This window comes from Lentzea sp. NPDC058436 (assembly GCF_042721515.1).
Classification (GTDB): domain Bacteria; phylum Actinomycetota; class Actinomycetes; order Mycobacteriales; family Pseudonocardiaceae; genus Lentzea.
Genome location: NZ_JBHXLF010000001.1, coordinates 1,792,331 through 1,808,268, shown reverse-complemented (window position 1 = coordinate 1,808,268; position 15,938 = coordinate 1,792,331). Strand labels below are relative to the sequence as shown.

The window sequence follows — 15,938 nt, the reverse complement described above, 5'->3', positions numbered from 1 at the left end:
TTGGAGGCAACCGCGTGAACAGGCAGATGCTCGTGGTGGGGCCCGGTCTCAAGGGTGCCTACGCGTCGATCGGCGAGGCCGTGGCGAACGCGGGCGAGGGCGCGCTCATCACCGTCATGCCGGGCCGGTACGAGGAGTGCCTCGACCTGAGCAGGGTGGTGTCGATCGTCGCGGACGGCGACGGTGAGGTGCGGGTGCACGGTGTCGGTGCCAGCACCGTGGTCGTGCGCGCGGAGGCGGTGCGGTTGCGCGGGCTCACGCTCACGTGCGAGTCGGCGGACGTGCCGGTGATCGACGTGCAGCGCGGCGAGGCGGCGATCGACGAGTGCACCGTGACCGGCGCCGCGTGGACGGCGGTGCTGGCCCGCGGCACCGGCTGCCTCGCCCTGCGCGGGTGCACGCTGCGCAACCCGGCGGGCGCCGCGGTGGTGGTGATGTCGCCCGGATCGAACACGATCGTGGACACCCGGTTCGAGGACCTGGGCTCGTCCGGGCTCGTCGTGGTGGAGCAGGGCGAGGTGACCGCGCAGCGCTGCGAGATCGTCGAGGCCAAGGGCAACGGTGTGTGCGCCAACGGGAACTCGTCCGTGGTGCTCGACCGGTGCGAGATCGTCGGCGCGGTCAAGCCCGCTCTGGTGGTGGAGGACGAGGCGACCGCGACGTTCCAGGGCGTGGCGGTGCGCGGTTGCGGCGCGGTCGGCTGTTACGTGTCCACCTCGGGCGCGGTCACGATGGTGGACGGGACCTTCTCCGACACGGCCGGGCCCGCCCTGCACATCGCGGGGAGGTCCTCGCCCGAGCTCACCGCGGTCCGCGTCGAACGCGCGGCGCGGATCGGCCTGCGGGTGACCGACGACGCGAGCCCGCGCTTCAGCGAGTGCTCGGTGACCGGGTCCGCGGTGGGCCTGCTGATCGACGGCTCCAGCACACCCGAGTTCGGCACGGTGGTCGTGGACGGCACGGAGAAGATCGCCGTGCGGGTAGCGGGCAGCGCCCAGCCGGTGTTCTCCGGTCTGCAGGTCGGTTCCGGCGCGGACGGTGTCGTCGTGAGCGGGTCAGCGCGTGTCGGGCTGACCGCGGGTTCCCTGGACTGCACCGGTGTGGCGCTGCAGATCGCCGAGGGCGGACGCTTGGAGGGGCACGAGGTCGAAGCGTCGACCACCGGTCCGTGGGCGGTCGAGGTGCGCGGCGGCGGACAGGTCTCGCTGACGAGGTCGCGGCTGCGGGGCGTCCGGGTCACCGGTGAGAACACCGAGATCTCCATGCAGGACAGCGAGATCCGCGACGCGCAGGCCGACGGCGTCGTCGTCGCGGACGGTGCGTCGGCGACGCTGCGCCGGTGCCGGGTGCACGCCTCGGGACGGCACGGTGTGTCCGTCGAACGTGCGCGGGCCGAGATCGCGTCGTGCGAGGTGTTCGAGCAACAGGGCGACGGCATCCGGGTCGACTCGGAACTGACGGTCGTGGTCTCGGACTGCGTGGTGCGCGGCAACGGCGGCGAGGCGCTGCGGGACGTGGGGTCGTCGTCCGGACTGGTGGTGGAGAACCTCTCCGCGGACCAGCCCGCCGCGCCCCCGCAGGAGGACGAACCGGAACCGGCGCGCAGGCAGGGCTCCGGAAAGCAACGCCGCAGACTCACCGGCCCGCTCGCGGAACTCGACGAACTGGTGGGCCTCGCGGGGGTGAAGCAGGAGGTCAACGCCCTAATCAACCTCATCAAGATGGGCCAGCGCCGCGAACGCATGGGCCTGCCGATGCCACCGATGTCACGGCACCTGGTGTTCGCGGGCCCTCCCGGCACCGGCAAGACCACGGTCGCCCGCCTCTACGGCGCCGTGCTGGCCGAGCTCGGCATCCTGGAGAAGGGCCACCTGGTCGAGGTGGCACGCGCGGACCTGGTCGCGCAGATCATCGGCGGCACGGCCATCAAGACCACCGAGGTCGTCACGACCGCGCTGGGCGGCGTGCTGTTCGTCGACGAGGCGTACACGCTCACCAGCCAGTCCGGCGGCAGCGGCCCGGACTTCGGCCAGGAGGCCGTCGACACCCTGATGAAGCTGATGGAGGACCACCGCGACTCGCTCGTGGTGATCGTCGCGGGCTACTCCGAGCAGATGGAGAGGTTCCTCGCGTCGAACCCCGGCATGGCGTCCCGCTTCACCCGCACCGTCGAGTTCCCGAACTACAGCGTCGACGAGCTCGTCACCATCACCACGGGCCTGTGCCACAAGCACCAGTACCAGCTCAGCGTCGACGGCGTGGCCGCGGTGCGCGAGTGGTTCGAGCAGGTGCCCAAGGGCGGCACGTTCGGCAACGGGCGCGTGGCCCGGCAGCTGTTCGAGTCGATGGTGAGCAACCAGGCGTCGCGGTTGATGGACGAGCCGGAGCTGGAGGGCAGTGCGCTCACCACGCTGACGGCGGCGGACCTCGGCCAGCCGTCGATCGCGACGGAGGAGGAGCCGCCGACCGAGCCCGTGCCCGCGGTGAGGCGGGAGGACCTGCTCACCGGTCCGCCGCCTGTGCCGGAGGGGGTGGGGGGTGCGCGATCGAAGGGCGGGCTGTCGGAAGGCGGGGCGCCGGAGGGTGTGCTGCCGGCTGCCGAGCGGTCAGAGGGCACGCCGCCGGAGAGCGAGCGCTCGGTGACCGAGCCGCCCGAGATGGCGCAACCGGAGACGGCATCACCGGAGCCGACTCCGCCGCGGGCCGAGTCCCCACGGGCTGGAGCACTGCAGGCCGGTTCACGACAGCCCGAGTCCACGCAGGCCGGTTCACGGCAAGCCGAGTTCCCGCAGGCGGGTTCACCGCAGGCCGAGTCCACGCAGGCCGAGTCCTCGGAGACCACCGCGCCGGCCGACACCCCGGCACCCACCGAGCCCACCCCGCCGAAGGAGCCGCTCAACGACACCAGGGCGTTCCGGCGCTTCGCGGCACTGGTCGGCCACGAGGACGCCAAGGCCCGCCTGCTCGACCGCCTGCACACCCTCGCGAAGGCGGGCCCGCAGCCCCTGGGCGGTCCGGCCAGCGTCGTCCTCGAAGCACCGCGGGGGACCGGTCGCCGTGAGCTGGCCGCCCGCTATGCCGCCTGCCTGGTCGAGGCGGGCGTCCTCCGCACGGGCGGCGTGACGGAGCTGTCGTTCGCCGACGACCTCGTTCCGGACTGGGACGGGCAGGAGGACGCGTTGTTCGCCGAGGCCTTCGCGCGGGCGGAGGACGGGCTGCTCGTGATCGAGGTCGACGACCGGCCGCCGGTGCACGACCGGGCGTGGCACGCGGCCGCGGCGGGGCTGGCCGTGGCGATGCGCGCGCGGCCGCACCAGGTCGTGGTGGTGGTCGGCACGCGGGACGGGCTCGCGGTGGTGTTCGGCGGGGAGGACAACGACCTGACCCGCACCTTCGCCGACTACCTGCGGCTCGCCGAGCACACGCCGGACGAGCTGGCGGTGCTCGCGTGCCGGCGGCTTCAGGCGCTGGGGTGCCGGGTCGGTGCTCACCTGCCCGCCGACGTGCGGGCGGTGGTCGCGGAACAGGCCGCGGGGGGCGGTGCCTACTCGGCGCACCGGGTCGCGGAGTGGTTGAGCACCATCATGTTCCGCGAGGGCGACTGGCTCGTGGAGGAACAGCCGGTCACGGCGCGGTGAGCTTGAACCCCACGCCGCGCACCGTGTGCAGGTAGTGCCGGCCGTGCTCGCCGAGCTTGCGGCGCAACGACGAGATGTGCACGTCGAGTGCCTGGTCGCTGCCGGCGTCGGGGGTTCCCCAGACGCCGGTCAGCAGCGTGCGGCGGTCCACCACGCGAGCCTGGTTGACGGCGAGAAGGTGCAGCAGCTGGAACTCCAGGCGGGTCAGCGGGAGCGGGCGGTCGTCGAGCAGGGCCCGCTCGTCGCGGGGAACGATCCGGAGGCCGCCGACGACCAGCACGTCGGTGCCGAGACTGAGCCTTCGCAACAACGCGTGCGCTCGTGCGGCCACCTGGTCGAGGCCGGACGACGTCACCACGTAGTCGTCGGCGCCGTGGTCGAGGGCTCGCACGACGTGGTGTTCGTCGGCGAACGACGACAGCACGATGACCGGCACGTCGCTGCTGCTGCGCAACATCTGCAGCAGGGTCTCGCCGTCGACGTCGGGCAGTGCCAGGTCGAGCACGACCAGGTGGGGCTTGTCCGCGATCGCCGCGCGCAGACCTTCTGCCGCCGTCGTCGCCGCGATCACGTGGTAGCCGCGGGCGGTCAGCGACTCGGTCAGCGCCGCCGAGGTGGGCTGGTGGTTCTCGACGAGCAGGACCACCGTCTGGTCGTCACGGCGCGGTGGGACGGACAATTCTTCTCCTGCGAAACCGGGGGCGGCCACGTTCACAAAGGAACCGCACCTGCGTAATCGCACGTGCGGTCCGGTGATCAAGACCTTACGGCCGGCGAAAAAACGCGAAAATGGTTTAGAAGAACGTGACCGAACGCGAGAGAAAAGCGTTGCCCGGAAGAAACCGGCTGCTCTGAGGACAGGTCGCTCAACGGCCCGGAGACCACCTCCGGGTGAAAAGGTTCCCGGTGCCGGGAACCAGGTGCACCGAGGGGCGGAAAACGTGCCCCGAACCGCCCGGTCAGCTGTTCGGCCGTGACCGCAGCACCAGACCCTGCCCGTGGACCGTGCGCAGGTGCAGGGGAGCGGATCCCGACTCGCCCAGCTTGTGCCGCAGACGGGAGAGGTGGACGTGGAGCGCGTGATCGGTGGAGGGCCCGCGGGTTCCCCACGCCCCGGCGGCCGCGGTCGCTCGGTCGACCACCTCGTCGGCGTGTTCGGCGAGGAACGCCAGCAGGTCGAACTCGCGCCTGGTCAGGCGCACCTCGACGCCGTCGCGCAGCACCACGCGCAGGTCCAGGTCGATCAGGAGCCCGCCGAACCGCAACGTCCGCGACGTGCCCCCGCGCGGGCCCAGCAACCGGTCCGCGTGGGCGGCCAGCACCTCCGCCGCACAGGGCTTGACCAGGTGCTCGTCGGCGAGGGCGGCGACGCGGCGCACCGCGGAGCGCTCGTCGTGCGGTTCCGCGGTGACGATCACCGGCACGTCGGTGACGGTTCTGATCATCCGCAGCGCCGCTGCCCCGTCCAGGTCGGGAAGCGCGAGGTCGAGCACCACGAGGTCGGGCCGGCCGGTGAGCACCGCGCTCAGTCCGTCCGCCGCCGTGGTGCTGACCAGGACGAGGTGGCCGTGGGCGCGCAGCCCCGCCGCGAACGCCGCGCCCACCCTCCGGTCGGACTCCACCACCAGAACGGTGCGGGCCATTCGGTCATCCACCTCCGGACACCGCGGCGGAACATTTCGTCGAGGGATGTTACGCACCGTCACACGCCTCAAGTTCTTCTTAAGAACGTCGTGACCGAATTTGTGAGATCCTGCCCGGATTTCCCGGTACTCGCGGACGCGGACGAAGCCGGTTGTCCCGGCGTGAACGCGCGGAGTACGAACGGGCAGAGCAGGTGATGATCGCGGTCGGGCGGAGGAACAGAACTGGAGTGTGGTTCGGCGGCGGGACGGAGAAATCGACGGACGACCAGTCATGTGTCAGATCCGGACGGGCCGATCCCCGCAGTACGGTGTTCGTGGTCGACGAGAACGAGTGAGCGCATGACGACAGACGTGACAGCACCTCTCGCGGTGGACCTGCTCGGTGTCCCGCGGGTGCGGCGCGACGGGCAGGACCTGTCCCTCGGGCCGGCCCGCCAGCGCGCCGTGTTCGCGGCGCTGGCCCTGCGCGCGGGCAGTGTGGTCTCCCGCTCCGAACTGGTCGCGGCGGTCTGGGGCGAGTCGGCGCCGTCCAGCGCGGAGGGCAGCCTGCACACCTACGTGTCCGGACTGCGCAAGAGCCTCGAACCCGGCCGGTCGCGCTGGTCGACGGGGCAGCTGCTGATCTCCGGCAACGCCGGGTACGCGCTGCGGATCGCCCCTGACGACTGCGACGTCTTCGTCTTCGAACGCCTTCGTGAACTGGCCGACCGCAAGGCCCGCGAAGGCGACCTGAGCTCGGCCGCCCGCCAGCTGGACGCGGCGCTGGGGCTGTGGCGCGGCGAGGCGCTCTCCGGTGTGCCCGGCCCCAACGCGGAACGGGAGCGCGACCGGCTGGCGGAGCTGCGGTTCGGTTCGATGGAGAGGCGAGCGGAGATCCAGCTCGCGCTGGGTGCCGACCGCGACCTGGTCGCCGAGCTCACCACGTTGCTCGGACGGGGGCCGCTGCGCGAACACCTGCGCGGGTTGCTGATGACGGCGCTGCACAACAGCGGCAGGCGTGCCGAGGCGCTGCGGGTGTTCCAGGACGGCCGGCGCGTGCTGCACGACGAGCTGGGCGTCGAGCCCGGACCTGAGCTGACGGCGCTGCACGCCGAGATCCTCGCGGGCGACGGCGGCAGGATCGGCGTGCTCCCCGCCCCTGGCAGGGCCCAGTCGGCGAACCGTCCCCGCCTCGTCGCACCCGCCGGGGTGGTGAGCGCGATGCGCCGGGCCCGCGGCACCGACCGCCGGTTCGTCGGACGCGCGGCCGAGCTCGCCCTGCTGCGCGGTGCGGCCGACGCCCTCGTCGAGGGGCGCGGCGGCGTGCTGTGGGTCGAGGGGGAGGCGGGCATCGGCAAGTCCGAGCTGCTCGCCGTGGCCTTCGCCGACGCCCAGGCCAGGGGCGTGCAGGTCGCGTGGGCGGTGGCGGACGAGTTCGAGCGCGGAGTGCCGCTGCGGCTCGTGGTGGACGCGCTGGGGATAGACCCGCAGTCGCCGGACCCGCGCCGGTCCGCGCTCGCCGACCAGATCCGCGGGGGCGCGGCGGACGAGACCGGTGGACGGCTCTGGGAGGCGACCGACCAGCTGCACGCCGCGGTGAACCAGGTGCTCGCGTTCGTCGCCGAGCTGTGCGCGGACGGCCCGCTGGTGCTGGTGACCGACGACCTGCAGTGGGCGGACGAGGCCAGCACGCTGGTGTGGCACCGGCTGTGCGCCGCCGTGGGGCAGATGCCGTTGCTGCTGGTGGCGTCCACCCGGTCCACGCCGAGGTCGCCGCTGCTCGACCAGCTCGGTCGTGACGTGGCGCAGCGGGGCGGGGAGGTCGTCCGGCTCGCTCCGCTCGGCTGTCAGGACGTGCACAGCCTCATCGAGCGCATCGTCGGGGCCGCACCCGGACCAGGCCTGAGCGAGGCGGCCACGCGCACCGCCGGCAACCCGTTGTTCCTCAAGGAACTCACGGAAGGGCTCGTGCGCGACGGGGCCCTCGTCGTCGGCGGTGGCGTGGCGGACCTGGCCCAGGCCGAGGAGTTCCGGTTGCCGGCCTCGCTCGCCGCCGCGGTCGGCCGCCGGCTCGCGGGCCTGTCCGCGCCGGTGCGCGCCCTGCTCCGCTGGGCGGCCGTCCTGGGCACGCAGTTCGAGGTGAGCGACGCCGCGGCGGTGCTCGGGGTCTCGCCGTTCGACCTGCTCGACGTCGTCGAGGAGGCGGTGGCGGCCGAGGTCGTGGTGGAGGCGGGCGCACAGCTCGCGTTCCGCCACCCGTTGTTCCGGCAGGCGCTCTACGAGGCGGTGGCGCCGGAGGCGCTCGCCGAGCTGCACGAGCAGGCGGCGCGCGCACTCGCGGACGCCGGAGCGCCGGTCTCGAAGGTGACCGAGCAGCTCGTCGCCTCGGCGGGACCGTTGGCGCCGTGGGCGCTGGACTGGCTGCACCTCAACGTCGCCTCGCTCGTGCACCGCGCCCCGGAGCTCGTGGCGGGCCTGCTGGAACGGGCGCTGGAGGTGTGCGAGGAGGACGACCCGCGGCGCGAGGCGTTCGTGGCGAACCTGGTCAAGGTGCTCTTCCGGCTCGGCCGCACACCGGTCGGGCACGCCCGGCACGGTCTGGCCCTCGCCTCCACGCCGGCGGACGTGGCGGAGATGCGGCACCTGCTGGCGAACGTCCTGTTCCGCAGCGGCGACCGCGCCGAGGCGATCGCCGAGCTGACCGCGGGCATCGCGGCACCGGACGTGCCCCCGGTCTGGCTCGCGCGGCACCAGTCGCTGCTCGTGAACTTCCGGCGGGGCGAGGTGACCGACCTCGTCGCGAGCCAGCGCCGGGCCGACGAGGCGTACGCGCAGGCCGAGACGGCGGGTGACCTGTACTGCATGTCGCACGCGCTGCAGACCCAGTGGCAGCTCGCCACCATCCGGCGCGAGCACCACCGCGCGCTGGACGCCGTGAACCACGCGCTCGGCCTGATCGCCGCGGACAGCCAGTACGCGGAGCTGTACCTCGACCTGCTCGACAACAAGATCTTCACGTTGCACAACGTCGACCGCCTCGACACCGCGTACGAGACGCTGCGCCACGCGCGGGAGGTGGCCGCGAAGTTCGCGCTGCCCAAGGGACTCCAGGTCACGGCGGCCGTGCACCACTTCTGGACGGGGGCGTGGGACGACGCGCTCGCGGAGCTCGACGACCTGGAGGACGTCGGCCCTGCCGCGATGACGTTCTACGGCCAGCGCGCGCCGGGTGGCACGAGGATCCTGCTGCACGGCGTCGCCGGGTACGTCGCGGTGCACCGGCAGCAGGGCAGCAAGGCCGCCTTCCACCTCGACGCGGTCCAGGAGATCTCGGCGGAGTCCGGCGCGCAGGACGAGCGGGAGAACAGCGACTTCGTGCTGATGGGCCGCGCGCTCGTGGCGGAGCAGCAGGGCCGGCTCGGCTGTGCCCTGGACGTGCTGGAGCCGGTGCTGGACCCCGCGCACGCGCCGATGATGCTGCGCCACCAGTGGTTGCCGCACATCACCCGCCTCGCCCTCGACGTCAGCGACCACGCGCGGCTGGAGCGCGCGCTGGCGGTCGCCGCGGCCGAGAAGTCCAAAGAGGACGGTGAGTTCCGCGCGGCGACGGCGTGGCAGGTCTGCGAGGGACTGCGCACGGGCGACCCGGAGCCGCTCGTCGCGGCGGTGCGGCACCACGCCGATTCCGGTCGTTGGTGGGAGCACGCGGAAGCGAGCGAGCACGCCGCGATCGCGTTGGCAGCCGGTGGTTTCGCCGACGACGCGGAGTCCGCGCTCGCCGACGCGCTGGCGGGGTTCCGCGCGGCCGGGGCGACCTGGGACTTCGACCGCGCCCTGCGCAGGGCGCGGCGGGCGGGGGTGGCGCGCAGGGGCGTCGCCCCTGCCCGGCCCGAACGCACGACCGGCCTGACGCCGACCGAGTCGAAGATCGCCCGGCTGGTCGCCGCCGGTCTGCCCAACCCGTCCATCGCGGCGGCGATGGACCTGTCGGACCGGGTGGTGCAGGCCCACGTGAGCCGGATCGCCGAGAAGCTCGGCGCGCGGTCCCGTTCGGAGGTCGCCGCGCGAATGCTGGCGGGATCGTCCGGCTGGTGACCTGATTGGTCTGATCCATTCTTTTCGGCACTGGAACGTTGCGCAAGAAAGGTGTCGTCAGACTGCCCGATTTCCTCTTCTGAACCGCCCGATGTGAGCCATGGGGAAGTTGTTCCCGTTCATTAGGGAACCGTTAGGGCTCGTCGGTGGACAATCGTTCCTCGTGTGGTGGAGGAATGAAAGAGCAGCTGTGGTGGAACGAGTGCGGGTCCGCGTGCACGCGGAGGACCCGATTCTCCGTTCCGGTGTCGTCAGCCAACTGAGGTCCCACTGGTCGGTCGAGGTGCTCTCCTCCCCGGTCCGGTCGTCCGCCGACGTGCGGGTCCACGTGCACGAGCGGCTGACCTCGTCGGGTCTGCGGTCGTTGCGCCCGGAACGGGGTGAGCCGCGGCGTCCGGCGGTGCTGGTGGTGGGCGAGATGGCAGACAGCCAGATGGTGTCGGTGGTCGAGTGCGGGGTGATGGCGGTGGTGCCCAGCGCGGAGGCCACGGGTGCCCGGCTGGTCGGAGCGGTGCTGGCGGTGGCGCGGGGCGAGGGCGTGATGCCACCGCGGCTGACCGGGGCGTTGCTCTCCCAGCTCAACCGCAGGCAGCGGTTCCTGCGGACGGCGGTCGGCGCCGGACCGGGGCTGGGCGAACGCGAGGTCGAGGTGCTCAGCCTGCTCGCGGAGGGGCTGAGCACGAGCGAGATCGCGCAGGCCATCTCCTACTCGGAGAGGACGGTCAAGAGCGTGGTGCAGCGGTTGCAGCAGCGACTCGGCCTGCGCAACCGGCCGCAGGCGGTGGCGTACGCGTTGTGGGCGGGCGTCATCTGACCAGCGGCGCGTGGCGGCGCAACCTCGCGGCCACCCTGGCGATCAGCAGGTCGGGGACGAACGGCTTGGTCATGAAGTCGTCGGCGCCCGAGTCGAGCGCGTGCACCACCAGGTCGTCGTGGCAGCGGGTCGTCACGACGACCGGTGCCCTCGTCGCGCCGCGGACGAGGCCCACGGCGTTGTCCAGGTCGATGCCCGGGAGGTCGAGGTCGAGCACGACGAGGTCGACGGGGCGCAGCAGTGCCGCGACGACCTGGTGCCACGTCGTCGCGGAGGTGACGGTGTGGCGGGCGGCGACGAGCCTGCCCGAGAGCGTGCGGCACGTGTGAGGGTCGCTCTCCGAGAGAAGAATCGAACTCATGTGACCTCGAGCCAATGGTGAATCCCGGTTCTGTCCCGACCACGCGATCACACCACTGGTGGCGGTGCGGCCGCGGATTCCGGCGCGTGTCTTGCCCCCGGGAAGTCGGGAACGTGCCCGCGTTTCCCGGTTTCCCCCGATTCCGGGAAAGGCGCGTTGATATTTCGGGCAGGGCGCGGTAGCGGCCGGGCAGTGCTGCTCACCGTGATTCCAGGCGTTCTGGAAAGAAGAAGTAGCGTCGCGGCCGCCTTGGCCGGAAACGAAGCAACCGCGAGGAGTGGAATCCGTGCAGCGAAGATCGTGGTTCGTCGCTCTGGCGGCCGTCCTGCTGGTGCCGCTGGCCGCCTGCGGACGCGGGGCGAGCGGATCGCCGGTCGTGGAGAGCGGACGTGCCGCCCGGCTGGTCGTCGGCGTGCTCGACGACCAGCCGGGACTGAGCCTGCGCGAGGACGGCGGACGGCTCGGAGGGTTCGACGTGGACGTCGCGACCTACGTGGCGTTCCGGCTCGGCACCTCGCCCTCCCAGATCACCTGGCACCCGCTGCGGGCCGACGAGCGGGAGAGGGCGCTGGAGTCGGGCACCGTCGACCTCGTCGTGGCGACGTACTCCATCACCGACGCGCGCCGGGCGCGGGTCACGTTCGCCGGCCCGTACTTCGTGACGGGCCAGGACGTCCTGGTGCGCACCGGGGAGTCGGGCATCGCCACGGCCGCCGACCTGACCGGCCGCGTCGTCTGCTCGGTGGCGGGCACGAGCTCGGTGGAGCGGATGAGAACGCGGTCGGGCGCGGACGTGCGCCTAGTGGAGCAGTCGGGCATCGCGGAGTGCGTGCGGGCGTTGCGCGACCACCGCGTGGACGCCGTCACCACCGACAGCATCGTGCTCACCGGCTTCGCCGCGCGGTCGGGAGGGGCGCTGCGCGTCGTCGGGTCGCCGTTCAGCGAGGAGAGGTACGGCATCGGGATCCGCAGGAACGACACCGAGGGCAGGGCGCGCGTCAACGCGGCGCTGCAGCGCATGGTGGACGACGGCGCCTGGTCGGCCGCCCTCGAACGACACCTCCCGAGCACCTGGGCGGGCAGCAGGACGCCGCCTGAGATCACCGAACGATGAGCCGGCCCGACCGCACCCCGGACGCGGACAGGTCCGCGGACCGCAGGCGCATCGCGGTGTACTCGCCGGACCCCCTGACCGCGCTCGGCCTGACCGCCCTGCTCCGGGACGGCTCGGCCCACCAGCCGGTGCCCTCCCGCGACGCGGCGGACGCTGACCTGCTCGTGTTCGCCGCGGGCGCGCTCGACGACACCACGACCACGACGCTGCGCCACCTCCACGAGGAGTCCGGGGTGAGGGTGTTGCTGCTGACGAACCTCCTGTCCGACAACGCCGTGCGCACCGCCGCCCGCTGCGGCGTGGTCGCGGTGCGCGCACGCACCGGCCTCACCGCCGAGGAACTGGTGACGGCCGTCGACGAGGCGCTCGCCACCGGCGCGGCCGGGCTGAACGCCAGGCTGACGGGACTGCTCGACCAGCTCGAACGGGTCGACCGCGACGCGTTGTGCCCCAGGGGACGCGCCTACGCGACCCTCGCCGGACGTGAGCTGGTGCTGTTGCGGATGCTCGCGGACGGGCACGACACCGCGGAGATCGCGGAGGAGCTCGGGTGTGCGGAGCGCACCGTGAAGAACATCGTGCAGACCATGCTGGCCAGGCTCGGGCTGCGCAACCGGACGCACGCGGTGGCGCACGCGATCCGGGGCGGCCTGCTCTGAACCGCGGCGGCCGCTCGGTCGGGTGGGTGAAGAGCGGGGGACAGGCCGTGTTGCCGGGCCGGTCGCAGCGCCGTGACCGGTCCGCTCCGGAGCGGGTAGCGGCCCCGTTCGAACCAGCCGGTTCCTGCTCCAGCACAGCGACTTCGAGCGCCCACCCCGCCCGTCCCGTGGCGCCCCGTCCCGCGCCGCGCCGCCCCGAAGTCAGGTACCGGTGCGCGGCAACGGTGCCGGCGGCAGCAACCGCTCCCGCAACCGCCGCAGGTCCCACTCCGCCCCGAGCGCCTCGTACAGCGTCTCGCACTCACCCGCGACCTCACGCGCCTCCGCGACCCGCCCGCTCGCGTGCAGCAACGCCGCCGCGTCCTCCAGGGCCGTGGCGAGTTCGGTGGTCCGTCCCACGGCGCGGTACGACTCGGCGGCGATGAGCGCCGGCACCGGGTCTCCCGACACGAGTGCGCGGCACCGGGCCTCTGCGGCCTGGGCGCGTGCGGGCACGGTCTCCCGTGCCGCCTCTTCCACGCAGATCGCCCACGCCTGCCGCGCCACGGCGATGTCGCCGGCGTCGAGGGCGATGCGGGCGATCGCGGGCAGCCACTGGTGGCGGAGCATCATCGGCGCGTAGGCCGGGGTCAGGATCGGGGCGGCCGCTGTGAGCGCCTCGCGCCGCTGGCCCGCCTGTTCCGCGGCCAGGACCGTTGCCATCACGAGGAAGTCGCAGCTCTCCTTCTCCGCGCCCGAGACCGGGAACGGCGTGGTCGTGGCGTCGAGGTGGGAGTGGGCGGCGGCGCGGTCGTCGCGGCGGCCCGCGATGAGGGCGGCGATGCCGTGGCGCAGCAACGCGAGCGGGCCCGGTTCGCGCATGCCGTCGAACACGACGAGCGTGTTCTCGTCGCTCATGGAGTCCAGTTCGGACAGTGCGCTGTCCCAGTCGCCGGTCCAGTAGTGGTGCACCGCCGCGGCCACCCGCAGGCCGTCCGGCGCGGACCTGCCCGCTCGGGCGAGGGTGGGTTCGACCTCGTCGAGCCGGTTGAGGTTGCTGAGGCTGAACACCCGGTTGTCGAGCAGGTCGTGGTGCAGCGGCACCAGGTCCGGTCGCGAGCCGAGTGCGTGCAGTGCCGCGTCGACGTGGTCGAGCGCCGAGGAGTGGTCGCGCCGCATCGTCTCCAGGAACCACAGGGTCTGGTGCGACTGCGCTGTTCCCTCGGCGTCACGTGCGGCCTCGGCGCGGTCGAGGGCGGCCGTCGCGCGCGTCTCGGCGGCGTGCAGGTCCGTGACGTCGCCGCGGCGGAAGCTCACCAGCATCGCCTGGTGCAGCGCGCGCCACTCCTCGGGGACGGTGGGGTCCTCGATCGCGACGGTGAGCAGTTCCACCGCCACCTGGTGCTCTCCTCGCCGGTAGTGCATCGCCGCCAGCAGGTGGCGCAGCTCGGCGGCCGCCGCCGGATCGGTCACGGTGGCGAGTGCCTGGCGCGCCTCGACCTGCGGCAGCTGGTTCGTGCGGAACAACACCCTGACCATGGTCACCTGCAGCGCGTCGCGCTGCTCCGGGGTGGGCAGCGCGGAGTCGAGCACCTGGCGCAGCAGCGTTGCCGCGACGGCGGGGGAGCGGTTCGCGAGCTCGTCGTGGTGCGCGACCACCCAGTCCACGACCCATCCGTCCACCATCACCTGCTCGGCGGTGAGCTGGCCGGCGATCCGCACGACCGGCGCCCCGAGCCGGTCCAGCGCCTCGGCGATCCGGCGGTGCAGCACCGATCTCACCGGTCTGGCGACGCCGTCCACGATCGTGCGGCGGACCATCGGGTGCCGGAACGCGAGCACCGCGCCGGTGTCGGCGACGACGCGCGCGGAGATCGCCTCGTCCAGCACGTGCGCCAGATCGGAGTGGGCTCGCCCGGTCACCTCGGCGACCTCGGCGGCCGTGAACTCCTCGCCCAGCAACGCGACGGAGCGCAGCACCTGCCGGGTGTCCTTGGACAGGCCGTCGAGCGCGCGCGTCGTCGCCGACACGAGCGACCGGGGCAGGGAGTCGGCCACCTCCTCCCGGTCCACGTCGGTCCTGCCGCGCACGACCCGGAGCCTACGCCGCAGCGTCTCCAGCAACTCCTTGACGTACAAGGGGTTCCCGCCCGCGTCGGCGAGCGTCCCGAGCAACCTCGGCGTGGGCGGCGCACCCGTGATCGCGACGACCAGGTCCTCGACGTCCGGCTCCGGCAGCGGCGGGAGGTCGAGAACGGCTCCTCCGCGCGCGTCCACGCCCCACCGCCACTGGGACAGCTCCTCGCGCGCCAGGTCCGGTCGCGTCGCCGCCACCACGAGCAACGGCAGCCCCGCGGACTCCGCGACCAGCCTGCCCCACCACGCGATGCTGTCGTGGTCGGCCCAGTGCAGGTTGTCCAGCACCAGGATCAGCGGTCCTTCCGCGCACACCGACCGCACGGCGCCGAGCAGCCGTTCCGCCAGCACGTGCGGGTCGGCGTCCCAGTGCTGCGTGTGCGGCACCGCACTGCCGACGGCGTCGATCGCGACCTGCATCGGGAAGTGGCGGCTGAACTCGTCGGCGCGGGCCCACGCGAGCTGCCCGCCGCGCTCGGCGACCCCCGCGAACGCCGCGACGAGCAGCTCGGTCTTGCCGATGCCCTGCTCGCCCTCCAGCCACAGCGACCCGCCGGTGCCCGCGAGCACGCCGTCGGCCAGCTCGCGCAGCACCGCGAGTTCTGTTGCCCTGCCGAGGAACGCGGCCGCACGCGCCCCGTCCCGCAGCGCGACGTCCACATCGGACGGCAGCACCAGCAGCCCCTGCCGTTCCCCGCCGCCGTCGAGCACCGCCCCGTGCAGGTGCCGCAACGCCTGGCCCGGCTCCAGCGCCAGCTCGGCGGAGAGCGTGCGCTCGATCCGCGTGAAGACCTCCAGCGCCTCGGTCCGGTGCCCGCCGCGGTGCAGCGCGAGCATCAGGAGCTCGTGCACGGCCTCGTGCGTCGGGTGCTCGTCGGCGAGCCGGCTCAGCTCCGGCAGCAACGCGTCGTGGCCGCCCAGGTCCAGCACGATCCGTGCGCGCTGCTCGACCACCGACAGCCTCAGCTCCGCGAACCGTTCCCGCGCGTTCGCGGCGAACGGGCCGGGTACGTCGGCGTACGCGTCACCGGTCCACAACGACAGGGCGTCGTCGAGCGCCTCCAACGCGGCCGGCACGTCGCCGCGGGAGAGTGCGTCCTGGGCGATCGACCTCAACCGGGTGAACAGCACGGCGTCCACGTCGCGCTCGTCGACGCGCAGCGCGTACCCGGAGGGGCCGGAGACGAGCGCGTCCGGGACGGGACGCAGGGCGCGGCGCAGCCCGGAGAGGTAGGTGTGCACGCTGCCGGACGCCGTCGCGGGTGCCGAGTCGCCCCACACGGCGTCGATCAGCGCGTCGCGGGTCAACGCCCGGCCGGGGTGTGCGGCGAGCACCGCGAACAGGGCTCGCTGCCGGGCGGGGCCCAGGGAGAGCTCCTGCTCTCCCCACCACGCGCCTGTCCGACCGAGCAACCGCACCCGCAGCACGAAACCTCCGAACGTCGTCGGTGAAGCCTGGCCCTCCAGTCTCGTGGTACGTCGTCGCGCGGCAAGGGAAAACACCGCCGAGCCCGGTG

8 protein-coding genes and 1 pseudogene are annotated in these 15,938 nt (G+C 73.0%); 5 read left to right on the top strand and 4 right to left on the bottom strand.

The window, feature by feature from the left end:
- The first annotated feature begins 14 nt into the window (after window positions 1–14).
- Complete coding sequence (locus ACFWN2_RS07465; RefSeq protein ID WP_382425544.1) at window positions 15–3,638, top strand: right-handed parallel beta-helix repeat-containing protein; 3,624 nt, start codon at window positions 15–17, stop codon at window positions 3,636–3,638.
- Here ACFWN2_RS07465 and ACFWN2_RS07460 read toward each other — a convergent pair.
- On the bottom strand, window positions 3,625–4,317 hold the full coding sequence (locus tag ACFWN2_RS07460; RefSeq protein WP_382425542.1) for a response regulator transcription factor: 693 nt from the start codon (window positions 4,315–4,317) through the stop codon (window positions 3,625–3,627). The two genes, ACFWN2_RS07465 and ACFWN2_RS07460, sit on opposite strands and share 14 nt — an antisense overlap.
- Window positions 4,318–4,597: 280 nt before the next feature.
- Window positions 4,598–5,281: a response regulator transcription factor gene (locus tag ACFWN2_RS07455; RefSeq protein ID WP_382425540.1), complete on the bottom strand. Its 684-nt coding sequence runs from the start codon at window positions 5,279–5,281 to the stop codon at window positions 4,598–4,600.
- 342 nt (window positions 5,282–5,623) lie between these two features.
- On the opposite strand from ACFWN2_RS07455, the gene ACFWN2_RS07450 reads away from it, so the two are divergent.
- Window positions 5,624–9,358, top strand: a complete 3,735-nt coding sequence (locus ACFWN2_RS07450) for a BTAD domain-containing putative transcriptional regulator (protein ID WP_382425538.1) — start codon at window positions 5,624–5,626, stop codon at window positions 9,356–9,358.
- 193 nt (window positions 9,359–9,551) lie between these two features.
- Window positions 9,552–10,172 (top strand): LuxR C-terminal-related transcriptional regulator, encoded by a 621-nt coding sequence (locus ACFWN2_RS07445; RefSeq protein WP_382425537.1) that lies wholly within the window; start codon window positions 9,552–9,554, stop codon window positions 10,170–10,172.
- 1 nt (window position 10,173) lies between these two features.
- On the opposite strand, the pseudogene ACFWN2_RS07440 reads toward ACFWN2_RS07445, so the two are convergent.
- A pseudogene (locus tag ACFWN2_RS07440) lies at window positions 10,174–10,533 on the bottom strand (response regulator); the annotation flags it as partial.
- A gap of 286 nt (window positions 10,534–10,819) precedes the next feature.
- On the opposite strand from ACFWN2_RS07440, the gene ACFWN2_RS07435 reads away from it, so the two are divergent.
- Window positions 10,820–11,647, top strand: a complete 828-nt coding sequence (locus tag ACFWN2_RS07435; RefSeq protein ID WP_382425536.1) for a glutamate ABC transporter substrate-binding protein — start codon at window positions 10,820–10,822, stop codon at window positions 11,645–11,647.
- Window positions 11,644–12,306 (top strand): LuxR C-terminal-related transcriptional regulator, encoded by a 663-nt coding sequence (locus ACFWN2_RS07430; RefSeq protein ID WP_382425535.1) that lies wholly within the window; start codon window positions 11,644–11,646, stop codon window positions 12,304–12,306. The genes ACFWN2_RS07435 and ACFWN2_RS07430 overlap by 4 nt, the downstream gene beginning before the upstream one ends.
- 201 nt (window positions 12,307–12,507) lie before the next feature.
- On the opposite strand, the gene ACFWN2_RS07425 is transcribed toward ACFWN2_RS07430, so the two are convergent.
- Window positions 12,508–15,840 carry a BTAD domain-containing putative transcriptional regulator gene (locus ACFWN2_RS07425; RefSeq protein ID WP_382425533.1) on the bottom strand — a complete coding sequence of 1,111 codons (3,333 nt, stop codon included), beginning with the start codon at window positions 15,838–15,840 and terminating at the stop codon, window positions 12,508–12,510.
- Between the last annotated feature and the right edge of the window lie 98 nt (window positions 15,841–15,938).